Genomic DNA, 13,769 nt, shown 5'->3' with positions numbered 1-13,769 from the left:
CCATTCCATTGACCGAATGAGCCTTTTTTAGCTTTCAATAACTTTACTCCTTATTCACTCCTCAACTTTTCCGCAGGATTAGCGGTGGCTGCTTTACGGGCATGATAACCCGTGGTAAGCACGGTGACTACAATAGTCCCAATCAATACAGTTGCGTAAATGGAAACACCGATAGTAGTATGGAATTCAAAATCCTCCAGCCACTGGCTCATTTTATAATAACCAATTGGAGAGGCTATAATTGCGGCAATCACGATAAGGATCACAAAATCTTTAATGAGAAGATTAATTAGCCCTTGTGTATTAGCGCCAAGCACTTTTCTGATGCTAATTTCCTTAGAACGTTGTTCCGCAGTGTAGGAAGCCAAGCCCAATAAGCCCAAACAAGCAATCAAGATGGTCATGCCAGAAAAGCCCAAGAATAATTGACCACGAATTTGATCAGCCTCATAACTCGCCATGAATTGCTCATCAATAAATACATACTCAAATGCTGTATTAGGATATGTTCTTTCCCATGCCTCCTTGATCAAGGCAACTGTAGGCACTACATCTCCTGTGATTTTAACAATTGCGGAAGGATTGAGACGGCTTGGGGTAAACATTAAAGCCGAAATTGGATCGTAAAGTGATTGTTGATGGAAATCTTTGACCACACCAACCACCACAGCGGGAGGCATAGACTCATCTCCTTGAATATCTACTTTTTTACCAATTGGGTCGGTCCAGTTCATTCTTCGCACCATAGCCTCATTTACCATTACCGCTTGTGAGGAGTCTGAAGGAAAGTCCAGTGAAAAGTTTCTGCCTTCAACTACCTCAATACCCAGGGTAGGAAAAAACTCATAATCCACCTGATAGTGGTCTAATCCACGGTTATCCATCGGCCCTTCTTCAGTTTCAATTGACATTACGTTTTTAGCATAGCCATTTCCGGGAGTCGTGCTCGCAGATGCGATTCCTCCTATATTGGCATTTTGAACCAATTCATTTTTAAGCACATTCCATTTCTCCACATCGGCCCTACTTCTAAAATCGATTTGCATCATCTGCTCTTTGTCAAAACCTAAGTCTTTGTCTCTAAGAAATTGCATCTGACGATAAATGACCAAAGTACCAATCAACATGAAGATGGAAATGGAGAACTGAAGCGTCACCAAAAACTTCCTTAGAAATTTATTGCCAGATTTCCCTCCACCTCCTTTAAGCACAGCCGCTGGCTGAAAAGAAGACAGAAAGAATGCGGGATAACAACCTCCCAAAAACCCTGTAATAAACACAATGCCGATGACCGCCAATATCACATTAGTATCAAGCAATGCCATCAGAGATAAATTAGTACCCACAATACTGTTTATTGCTGGAACCACAGCCATCATTACCAGGATGCTCAAGATTAAAGATATTAGTGTGATAAGAATTGATTCAGTTAAAAACTGACCTATTAAACCACCTCTTTGAGCCCCCATTACTTTTCTTAAACCAACTTCCATCGATCTTTTAGTAGACCGTGCTGTGGCTAAGTTCATGTAGTTGATACTGGCAATAATGATAAGGAAAATTGCTATTGCCGTGAAAATTTCTACATACTCATTATTGCCTACTGCCACAGGCTCTCCTTCAAAGTCTGATGTCAGATGGATATCTTTTAGTGGGACTGGTATCATTTTAACCTTGATATTCAGCGGGTCAAAAATTGGAGCAATATATTTAGTAACAGTTGCGTCAAGTTTGACTTGTAAGGCCTCTTGCGTCACACCGTCATTCACTAAAACATAGGAAAAAACACCCCAGCCTCCCCAGCCGCGATCTCCATCTGGGAAGATCGTCTTCCAAGAAATCAGTGCATCAGCAATGAGATGAGAAGTTTGAGGCATGTCTTTGTACACCCCAGTAACTTGTAAGGAAATCTCCCTATTCCCATCGCTTCTAATTGTTTGACCAATGGGGTCTTCATTTTTAAATATTTTTTTTGCCATCGACTGATTGATGACAATTGAATTTGGAGCCTCCAGTGCAGTTTTAGGGTTGCCCGCTACAAATTCAAAATCAAATACTTCAAAAATCGTTGAGTCTGCCGCGTAGACATTCTCTTGATAATAGTCCACTTGATTATAGTCGAATCGCCTGCCTCCCTGACCACTTATGCCTGACAATCGAGTGGCCTGTACTACCTCTGGGTTTTCATTTTTAATCGTAAATGCGGCAGGGTTTGTCATACTTGCCCACCTAAATGAATTGTCCGGTTCAGTAATTTCTGTTGAAAGACGATAGATCCGATCACCTTTAGAGTGCTGTTTATCGAAGCTCGTTTCATGAAAGATGTACAATAGAATTATTAAACTAGAGGCAATACCAACTGTGAGTCCAATAATATTGAGGGCCGTGTAGCCCGGTTGTCTTAGCAGGCTACGGAAAGCAACCTTGATGTAATTTTTAAGCATGTGTGTTGTTTTTTAGATTTGAGAATCTGATTAAAAAAAATTGACCGTTATAAATGTAACAAAAATATGTAACGTGTTACGCATTGAACAATAGTAGTTTATAAAGTGTGAATAACATGAAAGAAGACGGCAGACACATGTTAAGGACGTACAGAAAAGCCACAAGGTTTACAGGGGAATTAAAAAGTAAAGAATAGAGGCTAGCACTGTCCATTTCTCCCTTTCTGGTCTTAACGTCTCGCTGAGACCACAGTAAGATGAAAGTCCAAGCGAGACGCTTGAACTGTAGGTATTTAATCCCAATCCTCCCCAGTCTGAGACCGACAGGCAACCTCCTTCGCCAAAGAGGAGGAAAGAGGTGATCACATGTATAATTTCAGTAGATTGACCCAGATATAACAGCAACAGATGCAATTGCATTTGTCAATATGTTAGTCATTAACAAGCCTATGAAAACAACAAGAAACATCCTTCTGACCTTAGTCCTACTCCTCAACTCAATGTTGAGCTTTGGCCAAGAGCAGGAAGCGGAGAAACTAGCCGAAAGACTTTTAGAAGCAGACAGTACTTGGGGCAAAGAGCTTTTTCAGTTCCCCATAAGTTTTGCGCAAGAAATCAATTTTCAAGGCGCAGAAGTGGCACTTTTCCCAAAAGGTTGGTCTAATGAGCAAAGTCCTGAGTTCTGGTCATATGCCTTTGTATGGGAAGTAGATACCGATAAGCAAGTGACAAAGACTGTTCTCGAAAGCAGTTTACAACTCTATTTTGATGGCTTATTGAGTATAGACATTTGGAAAAAAAGTGATGCGACTATCCAGAATACCAAGGCGCTACTGGGTGAAAAAGAAGCCAACAAAAGCACTTCCAGATTTACAGGACATCTCGATATTTTCGAGAGCCGCTATACCAAAAAACCGATGACATTACAAGTTACGGTAGAACAGCATTACTGTGAACAAACCAATAAAACCATCATTCTATTTAAGTTTTCACCCAAAGAGTTCGAACATAATGCCTGGATGAAATTAGATGAGATCGAGTTGAGGGAAGGCTTGTGCAAATAATGTACATCCCACTGGTCTTAGCATCTCGCTGACACCAACAAAAAGTCCAAGCGAGACGCTTGAACTAGTGAAGTGCGAGAGTTTACAACTCAATCCCCCCACTGGTCTTAGCGTCTCGCTGAGACCATCGTAAGACAAAAGTCCAAGCGAGACGCTTGGACTAGTGAAGGCTTAACAGAAACTTGAACTCAATCCTTCTTCAAAACCACTTTCTGATTTTCGGTAATCGCATCCACCATACGCACATAACTTACGCGTTCTCCCGTTTCAACCGACTCGTAAAAAAATACCAGTTCTTCCAGTACTACTTTACAATCGCCTAAATCATAGCGTAGCGAGGTCACTACATCGCCCTCGTTTATGGGATTGCTATTCAGATCAAGCAGTTTTGGCGCCTGCTTTTCTTTGGGCTTCTTTTTAAATAAACCGAACATAGATTTCTATTCAATGATTAAATATAATGGCTCTTGCCCAAAAGGCACGAATAATCACGAAAATGATTTATTCAAGGGCGAAAAACACTATTTTTGCGCACTTTAGATATTAGAAACGGTTAAGCGGCAATGGCAGATTATAATCACAAGCATATAGAACCTAAATGGCAGGCATTCTGGAACGAAAACCAGACATTCAAAGCTACAGTAGACAAGAGCAAACCCAAGTTTTACTCACTCGACATGTTCCCCTACCCTTCGGGCGCTGGGCTTCATGTGGGTCATCCGCTGGGCTATATCGCTTCCGATATCGTTTCTAGGTTCAAAAGAAACAAGGGCTTTAATGTATTGCACCCTATGGGCTTCGATGCCTTCGGTTTACCTGCCGAGCAATATGCCATTCAAACGGGGCAGCACCCTGCCATTACCACCAAAGAAAACATCGACCGCTACAAAGAGCAGTTGAAGAACATCGGCTTTTCCTTTGATTGGGACAAAGAAATTCAAACCTGCGACCCTGCGTACTACAAATGGACACAGTGGATTTTCCTTAGAATTTTTAACAGCTGGTACAACAAAGCCACCGAAAAGGCCGAAACTATCGACCAATTGGTAGCCACCTTTGCTCAATCGGGCAATGCCAATGTAAGTGCCGCTTGCGATGAAGACACCCCGTCTTTTTCAGCAGACGAGTGGAATGCTTGGTCGGAAGAAGAGCAGCAGCGCATGTTGCTCAAATACAGACTCACTTACCTTTCCGAAACTTCGGTAAACTGGTGTCCCGAACTAAAAACCGTATTGTCTAATGATGAAGTAAAAGATGGTTTTTCGGAACGCGGTGGCCACCCTGTAGTAAAGAAAAAAATGAAGCAATGGAGCATGCGCATCACTGCCTATGCCCAAAGATTGCTCGAAAGTTTGGACAACCTAGATTGGTCAGAACCATTGAAAGAAATGCAGCGTAACTGGATTGGCAAATCCATTGGTGCCGAACTGGCCTTCCCTGTAATCGGTCATGATTTAAAAATCAATGTGTTCACCACGCGTATCGATACGATTTTCGGAGTGACATTCTTGTCTTTAGCGCCAGAAAGCGAAATGGTGGCCGAATTGACCACAGAAGACCAAAAAGAAGCGGTTGCTGCTTATGTAGAAACGGCCAAAAACCGTTCTGAACGCGACAGAATGAGTGATGTAAAAACCATCTCAGGTGTGTTTACGGGCAGTTATGCCACCAATCCGTTCAATGGAACTCAAATACCTATCTGGATAGCGGATTACGTTTTGGCGGGTTACGGTACTGGCGCAGTAATGGCCGTGCCTTGTGGCGACCAACGCGATTACGACTTTGCGAAGCACTTCGATTTACCGATTGTTCCAGTCATTGAAGACGCAGACATCAGTGAAAAATCCGACCCTACAAAAGAAGGCGTCATGATGAATTCTGGCTTTTTAAATGGGATGAGTTGTAAAGACGCAATAGCCAAAGCCATTGAATTTGCGGAGGAAAAAGGAGTTGGAAAAGGCAAAATCAACTTCAGAATTAGAGACGCCATTTTTGCGCGCCAAAGGTATTGGGGTGAACCGGTGCCTGTTTATTTCAAAAACGACCTGCCTTATTTGGTAGACGAGGCCGACCTGCCGATTATTCTACCCGAAATTGATAAATATTTACCTACGGAAGATGGCGATCCGCCATTGGCCAGGGCCGAAAACTTTAATTATACGCCAAAAGGCGAAACAGAAGCTTATCCGCTAGAAATGAGCACCATGCCGGGTTGGGCAGGCTCAAGCTGGTATTGGTACCGTTATATGGACGCGAAGAACGATACGGCTTTTGTAGACAAAGACATTCAAGAATATTGGGGAAATGTGGACTTGTACATTGGTGGTTCTGAACACGCCACAGGTCACTTGCTGTATTCTCGTTTCTGGAATAAAATCATGTATGATTTAGGCATTGTGAACCAACAAGAGCCTTTCAAGAAATTGATCAACCAAGGCATGATTCAGGGGAGATCGAATTTTGTTTATCGCATCAAGGGTGAAAACAAGTTTGTATCGAAGGGTCTGAAAGATGATTACGACACTATCGATATGCATGTGGACGTCAACATTGTTTACAATGATGAACTCAACATGGAAGCTTTCCGTAAATGGCGACCTGATTTGGCTAATGCAGAGTTTATTACTGAAGAAAACGGCAAATATGTTTGCGGCTGGGAAGTAGAAAAAATGTCCAAATCGAAGTACAATGTGGTCAACCCAGACGATATTATTGAGCGTTACGGTGCCGACACCCTTCGTTTATACGAAATGTTCCTTGGGCCTTTGGAGCAATTCAAACCATGGAATACCAATGGCATTGATGGCGTTTCTAAATTCCTTAAAAAGCTTTGGAGACTCTTCCATAACCAAGAAGGTGAGTTTGCTGTAAGCGATGAAGCTCCAAACAAAGCAGAGTTGAAAGTGCTTCACAAAACCATAAAAAAAGCGGAAGAAGACATTGAGCGTTATTCATTCAATACTTCTGTCAGTAGCTTTATGATTTGCGTGAATGAGCTTACCGCATTGAACTGCAATAACCGTCAGGTGTTGGCTGATTTAGTGGTGTTGATTTCGCCTTATGCGCCACACATTACTGAAGAGCTTTGGAGTTTATTGGGCAATAAGGAAAGTATTGTAAATACGCCTTATCCAGTGCTGAATGAAGAGTTTCTGCAAGAAGACGAGCATGAATACCCAATTGCCTTCAATGGTAAAATGAGGGTGAAAATGAGTTTCGCTGTAGACAAACCTAATGCTGAAATTCAAGCGGAAGTACTCGCCAGCAAAGACGTTCAAAAATGGCTCGAAGGCAAAACTCCTAAAAAGGTAATCGTAGTACCGAAGAAGATTGTGAATATCGTTATTTAGTGTTTAGTGTTTAGTGTTTAGTGCTTAGTGCTTAGTGCTTAGTGCTTAGTGCTTAGTGCTTAGTGCTTAGTGCAAAGGAAATATAGAAGAGCCTGATTCGAAAGAATTGGGCTTTTTTTGGTTTTATCTACTCAATAAAAATGAATAGCCTAAATTGATATTCAAGCTTCTGTTTTTAGAGGCGTTGCTTTCATCGGCATTCTTTGGCGACCTGAAGTAGGTACTCTCCAATAATAAACTTCCCTTCCCAATCTGGTAACCAAAACCAATACCTAGATAAACACCATTGTCCCAACGATTCAGGTTTCTTCTATCAAAATCAACCTTCTGCTTAAATAGCTCTTCATTGGTTTCTAAGTCGACTATTTTCTCGTTGGCACTTACCATATAAGCCAAACCATAACCCAGTTTCGCCTTGAATTCAAGTTTCGGACTCCAGAAAGGTAGATTAGCCGCTAACATAAGTGGCATTTCTACATAATTCAAAGTCAATTGAGTATCTCCTGAAAACCCCGGAGTACCTCCCCACCAACCCGGTACGCAAGCTGCGCCCCGTTTCACAAACCCTGGCTCAATCCCTAGACTGAAATGTGGTGTCAAACGATAATAGCCCATGGCTGTAACATTGAATCTATTCACATGGATTACCGCATCGTCAGGTAAGTTGACATCACCATAATCTTCCCAAGCCTGAGTATAACCAGTTTTAAGACCTACAGTTATTTGTGCCTGCAAAGCTGGACTCGCAGCCCCAAGCATGAAAGAAACAATAAAAAATCGAATGGTTTTCATACCCCAATAGACACACCCTCATCTTGATTGGTTGGAAGTTAAAGTGTGAATCAAATCCCCCTCCGACCATGGCCACCTCCCCCCTTGCTTTGCTGAAGCTTCGCGAAGGCAAGAAGGGAGGACAGCGGCAGATGTACAGAAACTTCAGAAGTAAACATGAGCTCTGCTGCTTTTATCCCCCGCTGCGCGTATGCTAAAGCTTTAGCGCAAGCATGGCGGGGGCTTGGGGGTGGACAAAAAACATAGCGAGGGCAGCGATAGAAAAGAAAAAACCTAACTCCCACTCTTTATCCCTTCCAGCATCTCCAAAATTGTTTTTTTAATGAGCTCAGATTCGTTCCAAGGCAAAAAGTGGTTTTGCTTGGGAAGCATGATGATTTTATGTGGGGCATTGACCAAAACACTATCTGCAAAAGGCCCATTTCCGGGGTGAACTAGATTATCTTCCTCACCTTGAATAACCACGCTGGGCACAGTGATATTCTTCCAAAGCGGCATCATCAATTCAAGTTCTTCTCGTAAGAAAATAAGCTCTTCATTAGACACTCTAAAGATTTTAGGGAAAACACCTTCGATGACTGGCCAACGCATCGGCACCCTGAACCAATCTTCATGCGGTTCTAACTCGGCAGAAAGTGCTGGGGCTAACATGATAATTCCGTCTACCAGTTCTGGGAAATCCATGGCCATTCTGGCTACAATTGGGCCTCCCAATGAATGTCCGATCAGGATTCTTGGCGCTGGGTATTTCTCTAAAATAGGCGCCAAATATTTGGCTTGTGTTTCAAGTGAAGCCACTGGTTTCCCTTGGCTCGACTTCCCAAAACCTGGCCGATCAGGTGATATTATTACTGCTTTATTATAAAACGTACTGTCTACAAAATAGTCGATAAAGGCATCCCAAGAACCAGGCGTGCCGTGTACAAACACAAAGGTGGCAGGCTGATTTAAGTCCAGCACTTCGTAGTGCATTTTATAGCCGTCAACCACATAAGGCTCGCTCACTGGTTTTACAGGCTGACCTTGAAAAAATTCGGCCACCTCTTTGTCGCTTTTAGAAAAGCTTATACAGCCGCTTACTATTTGAGATAACACGATAATAAGTACCAAACTGGAAAGGCAACCAATTCTAATTCTTTTAAACCACTTCGATCTCTTCTTCATAGCCATTAGAAACATACCATAAAAAAACCACTCCCTTCCAGAAGTGGTTTCAAAATTTATAAAATCGTTTTCCTTATCTCAAGAAAAGCATCTCTCTATATTTCAATAAAGGCCAATCCTCATCGTCAACAAGTAACTCAAGTTTATCCACGGCATTACGGATTTCATTAAAGTATTTCCCTTTAATTCTATCGCAATAAGCAATTGCTCTATCTCTAGACTCTTCAATGTGGTTAACCTCGCCCCTCTCATCGTTCATCGCTTCTACTTTCGTCTGGATAGTCTTAATATGGTTATTAACCTTATTAACAACAGCCATTACGTGAGTATTATCAAGCCCTAAGCCTGCTAGTTTACTGGCATTGTCCATGAGCCTACTTTGGTAATCAACAGCAGCAGGAAGAATCATATTCATTGCAATTTCACCCATTAACCTAGCTTCGATCTGCAATTTCAGAATGTAGTTTTCAAGCTGAATTTCGTTCCTTGCCTCAAGCTCAACAGCGTTCATTACCTTAAATTCCTCAAACATTTTGATGGAATCCTTAGTCACATACGCATCAAGCGCCCTAGCCGTATCTTTAACATTCGGAAGTCCTCTTTTCTTGGCCTCATCTGCCCATTCTTCAGAATATCCGTCTCCTTCAAACAGCACCGACTTAGAGTCTTTAATGTACTTTCTCAATACATTAACAATGGCCATTTTCTTATCATCACCCTTGCTAATCAGTGCACTTACCTCATTGTAGAACTCCTTTAGTTGGTTCGCTACAATTAGGTTAAGTACAGTCATTGGCTCGGCCACATTCTGATCAGAACCAACAGCCCTGAACTCAAACTTGTTTCCTGTAAAGGCAAATGGAGAAGTTCTGTTCCTATCCGTATTGTCTAGTATGATCTGAGGTATCTTATCAATCCCCAACTTCATGTACATGTTGTCACCTTTATCTACTTTAAGGTTTCCGTTGTTTGCTAATTCATCTAAAACCGAAGTAAGCTCAGAACCCACAAACACCGACATAATTGCTGGAGGTGCCTCATTAGCACCCAACCTGTGGTCGTTACCAGCAGAAGCAATACTCGCTCTTAACATTCCAGGATGTTCGTGAATGGCCTTGATGGTGGTCACTAAGAAAGTAAGGAATTGCAAATTTTCTCTTGCGCTGGAACTAGGCTGGAATACATTCACTCCAGTTGTAGTAATTATCGACCAGTTGTTATGTTTTCCTGAACCGTTAAGTCCCGCAAATGGCTTTTCGTGGAAAAGCACTTTCAAGTCGTGTCTTTCAGCAACACGATCCATCACATCCATCATCAATGAATTGTGGTCAGTGGCAATGTTAATGTCTTCGTACAAAGGAGCCACTTCAAACTGAGCTGGAGCCACTTCGTTGTGACGGGTCATTACAGGAATTCCCAATTTCAAAGACTCAATTTCGAAGTCCTTCATGAAGTTATAAACACGGCTTGGAATAGCACCAAAGTAATGATCATCCAACTGTTGTCCTCTTGCTGGGTGATGACCGAAAATGGTTCTTCCACTCATTACTAAGTCTGGACGTGCATTGAATAACGCTTTGTCGATCACAAAGTATTCTTGTTCAACACCCAATGAAACACTAACACCTGTTACGTTTCTATCGAAAAGCTGACAAACCTTAGTTGCTGCTTTATCAACTGCCTCAACCGCCTTCAATAAAGGTACTTTATGATCAAGTGCTTCACCTGTGTAGGAAACAAAGATGGTCGGAATACATAAGGTTCTACCCCAAATAAATATTGGAGAAGTAGGATCCCAAGCGGTATAACCACGCGCCTCAAAAGTACTTCTGATTCCTCCATTCGGGAAAGAAGAAGCATCTGGCTCTTGTTGAATCAACGCACTACCCTTCAGCACTTCAATCCCCTTTTGGGCATCAAAGAAAGAATCATGCTTTTCAGCAGTTGATCCTGTTAATGGCTGGAACCAGTGTGTGTAATGAGTAGTACCTTTAGAAAGGGCCCACGTTTTAACTGCTGAAGCCACCTCGCTGGCAGTTTCTAGGTCGATTTTTCTTCCTTTTTTAATAACAGCCTCTACTTTCTTGAAAGTTTCAGGGGTCAAGGTCGACCTCATTTTCTCAAGTGTGAAGACATCATCGGCAAAGAAATCTGAAATTTTGTCTGCTGGGGCGAAAACACGCTCCGTAGTTCTGGTTTGAACGATATTGAGCGCTCGCTGACGTTGATTTGACATACGTTAGAACAGGTTGGTTAAAATTTACACCCAAAAGTAAATGAATTACAGACATTAATTTAGAAACAGGGTGTTTTTTTAACCAGTTTTTTAGAAAAAAACAGAAAACACCCAAAAAACAGGTTCAATCGACAATTTTCAACCCAAAGAAAACACCCATTCATCTCAAACAGGGTCACTACGAGGCTAAAGCTTCTGAATCAGAAGTTAAATGCTTAGATTTGCAGCCCGAAATGAGAAAAGTAGCATTTTATACACTAGGTTGTAAACTGAATTTTTCAGAAACCTCCACCATTTCCCGTCAGTTCGCTGAAAAGGGTTATCAAAAGGTGGAATTCTCTGAAACGCCAGACATTTTCATTATCAATACCTGCTCGGTGACTGATAATGCTGATAAAAAGTGTGCAAAGATTGTTCGCGAAGCCCAGAGTATAAACCCTGACGGCTATGTAGCCATTATTGGTTGCTATGCACAGTTAAAACCCAAGGAAATTTCTGAAATACCCGGAGTTGATGCGGTTTTAGGCGCTGCCGAAAAATTCAGGCTCATTGAATTACTGGATGGTTTTGTAAAACCAGAAACTACGCAAGTGCTAGCTTCCGAAATTAAAGAAGCAACCGCTTTTAATAATGCATACTCTATTAATGACAGAACACGTACTTTCTTAAAAGTACAAGACGGCTGTAATTACCATTGTGCGTTTTGTACAATCCCACTGGCGCGAGGCAAAAGCAGAAGCGACAGTGTGGAGAACATTTTGAGTTCGGCACGAGAAATTGCTGCGACTGAAGTAAAGGAGGTTGTACTGACAGGCGTTAACATTGGCGATTTCGGGATTCAAGATGGCAAAAGGACTGAGCGCTTTGTAGACTTGGTAAAAGCTATTGATGAAGTAGAAGGCATTGATCGTATTCGAATTTCTTCTATCGAGCCCAATTTGCTCACCAACGAAATCATTGAATTCACTTCAAGCTCTAAACGTTTCGTTCCTCACTTCCATATTCCATTGCAATCTGGAAACAACAAAACGCTCAGAAGAATGCGCAGGCGTTATTTGAGGGAATTGTACGAGGATAGGATTAACAAAATCAAACAGTTGATGCCCAATTGCTGTATTGGCGTAGATGTCATTGTTGGTTTTCCGGGCGAAACACACGAAGACTTTTTAGATACTTATAACTTCTTAAACGAGTTAAATATCTCTTACCTCCACGTTTTCACTTATTCTGAAAGAGCAAATACTGCCGCCCCAGAAATGGAAGGGCGAGTTCCTTTAAAGGAAAGAAAAGAGCGATCAAAGATGCTCCGTATTCTTTCAGAGAAAAAGAAACAACAGTTCTATAGAGAGAACCTAGGTTCTACTGCTACTGTACTCTTTGAGAATGATATTGAGAACGGTATGATGCACGGTTTCACGGAAAACTATGTACGTGTTGCTGCTAAATATGACCCGATGCTCATCAATGAGCTAAAAACGGTAACACTGAAGTCCATCAACGAGAACGGCACAGTAGCTGTTGAAGAACCAGAAATGGTTTTCGAAAAACACTAGGCCCATAACTTCACTAAAAAATCAAAAGGTCTGTTTGCTCCAATCAGGCTTTCAGAGTTGAAAATGTGACTTTACCCAGTGACTCCAACCCTTTACCCAAGTCTCCTACCACTTACCCTCAGCGAGGAACCCTAAGGTGCTTTTTCACGAAAACCTACATGTCACTAAACTTAAAAAAATCATGGCAAGCGGAATAGGTTTTATATTAGATGCGAACAACACAATGTTAAACAATAGGGCTCTATTAAACAGAGGAGGATCTTTTAACATTAAATCAGCAAACAAATTCATTCAACCGTCTGGGCGCAAATACACTTTTAAAACACTCAGTGCCTTAGGTTCAAAAAAGATCAGAACACAGATTCAACAAGAGCAATTAGAAGAAAGAAAGAAAACACTCCTTTTGATTACGGCCAGCACAGCGGTCTCTCTTTTACTCTTCTGGGGAGCTTTCGAATTCCTGAACTTCATCTTCTAAGAATACACACAACAGTCGCAGCCTTAAGAGTCTGCGACTTTCTTATTTTTTACACCAGCGTCTAATTTTATACAGATTTATTTTTCATATTTGGAATAGCACCGATTTTTTCACTGCTAATTCTTAATCATGAAAAAAATACTTCGTTACATTCTTCTCTTCGTTTTCTTTGCATTTGTTGTTATCCAATTCATCAAAAGGCCTGAAAAAATTAATGAGCCTGTTACTGACAATGACATTATTGGTCTACTCAATGTAGATAAAGAAATAGCCGCAATGCTAAAAGCTTCTTGCTACGATTGTCATTCCAATCAACCACGTTACCCTTGGTACGCCAATGTAGCTCCATTAAACTGGTGGATTGGCGACCATATTGAGCATGGCAGAGATGAATTAAACTTCTCACTTTGGGGTACTTTTACCGCCCGCAGAAGAGACCACAAGCTAGAAGAAATGGTAGAAATGGTAGAAAAGCGTGAAATGCCGCTTCCTAATTACCTTCCAATGCACAAAGAGGCCAAGCTTTCTGATGAGCAGATTGAAAAATTAAGGAAATGGGCCAACGCGGAAAGAGCAAATATTGCAGCAGAGACAGAAACAGAAAATTAATCAAGAACTGATGATCAAAAGAAAGGGCTTCAACCAATATTGGTTGAAGCCCTTTTTATTTCTTATGAACCCATTTCAG

General features: G+C 41.6%; 10 protein-coding genes. 5 read left to right on the top strand and 5 right to left on the bottom strand.

Annotated features, from left to right (window positions below; genetic code table 11):
- Window positions 1–50 precede the first annotated feature (50 nt).
- A complete protein-coding gene (locus tag AWN68_RS10525) occupies window positions 51–2,444 on the bottom strand; it encodes an ABC transporter permease (RefSeq protein ID WP_068415107.1) in 2,394 nt (797 codons plus the stop codon).
- A gap of 449 nt (window positions 2,445–2,893) precedes the next feature.
- On the opposite strand from AWN68_RS10525, the gene AWN68_RS10520 reads away from it, so the two are divergent.
- Window positions 2,894–3,508, top strand: a complete 615-nt coding sequence (locus tag AWN68_RS10520; RefSeq protein ID WP_157716163.1) for a hypothetical protein — start codon at window positions 2,894–2,896, stop codon at window positions 3,506–3,508.
- 188 nt (window positions 3,509–3,696) lie between these two features.
- Here AWN68_RS10520 and AWN68_RS10515 read toward each other — a convergent pair whose 3' ends face one another.
- The gene (locus tag AWN68_RS10515) at window positions 3,697–3,942 is read right to left on the bottom strand and encodes a hypothetical protein (protein ID WP_068415103.1); all 246 of its coding nucleotides are present in this window, start codon (window positions 3,940–3,942) and stop codon (window positions 3,697–3,699) included.
- A gap of 129 nt (window positions 3,943–4,071) precedes the next feature.
- On the opposite strand from AWN68_RS10515, the gene leuS reads away from it, so the two are divergent.
- Window positions 4,072–6,858, top strand: coding sequence for a leucine--tRNA ligase (leuS, locus tag AWN68_RS10510; protein ID WP_068415097.1), 2,787 nt, complete (start codon window positions 4,072–4,074; stop codon window positions 6,856–6,858).
- A 123-nt stretch (window positions 6,859–6,981) separates the two neighbouring features.
- Here the strand turns inward: leuS and AWN68_RS10505 are convergent, their stop codons facing one another.
- The 3 genes from AWN68_RS10505 to AWN68_RS10495 all read right to left on the bottom strand — a co-directional run bounded on the left by AWN68_RS10505 (window position 6,982) and on the right by AWN68_RS10495 (window position 11,050).
- Window positions 6,982–7,650 (bottom strand): outer membrane beta-barrel protein, encoded by a 669-nt coding sequence (locus tag AWN68_RS10505; protein ID WP_068415095.1) that lies wholly within the window; start codon window positions 7,648–7,650, stop codon window positions 6,982–6,984.
- Window positions 7,651–7,923: 273 nt separating this feature from the next.
- Window positions 7,924–8,814 (bottom strand): alpha/beta fold hydrolase, encoded by an 891-nt coding sequence (locus AWN68_RS10500; RefSeq protein WP_157716162.1) that lies wholly within the window; start codon window positions 8,812–8,814, stop codon window positions 7,924–7,926.
- Window positions 8,815–8,887: 73 nt separating this feature from the next.
- Window positions 8,888–11,050, bottom strand: coding sequence for a glutamine synthetase III family protein (locus tag AWN68_RS10495; RefSeq protein ID WP_068415090.1), 2,163 nt, complete (start codon window positions 11,048–11,050; stop codon window positions 8,888–8,890).
- 233 nt (window positions 11,051–11,283) lie between these two features.
- Here AWN68_RS10495 and mtaB point away from each other — a divergent pair, with 233 nt between their 5' ends.
- From mtaB to AWN68_RS10480, 3 genes are all read left to right on the top strand, one after another.
- Window positions 11,284–12,603, top strand: coding sequence for a tRNA (N(6)-L-threonylcarbamoyladenosine(37)-C(2))-methylthiotransferase MtaB (gene mtaB / locus AWN68_RS10490; protein WP_068415089.1), 1,320 nt, complete (start codon window positions 11,284–11,286; stop codon window positions 12,601–12,603).
- A gap of 181 nt (window positions 12,604–12,784) precedes the next feature.
- Complete coding sequence (locus tag AWN68_RS10485; protein WP_068415087.1) at window positions 12,785–13,081, top strand: hypothetical protein; 297 nt, start codon at window positions 12,785–12,787, stop codon at window positions 13,079–13,081.
- A gap of 129 nt (window positions 13,082–13,210) precedes the next feature.
- Window positions 13,211–13,690, top strand: coding sequence for a heme-binding domain-containing protein (locus AWN68_RS10480; protein ID WP_068415085.1), 480 nt, complete (start codon window positions 13,211–13,213; stop codon window positions 13,688–13,690).
- Window positions 13,691–13,769: the final 79 nt, after the last annotated feature.

The organism is Roseivirga echinicomitans (genome assembly GCF_001592935.1).
Lineage (GTDB): Bacteria > Bacteroidota > Bacteroidia > Cytophagales > Cyclobacteriaceae > Roseivirga > Roseivirga echinicomitans.
The sequence above is the reverse complement of the archived record's forward strand: the minus strand, read 5'-3'. Positions and strand labels throughout refer to the sequence as shown.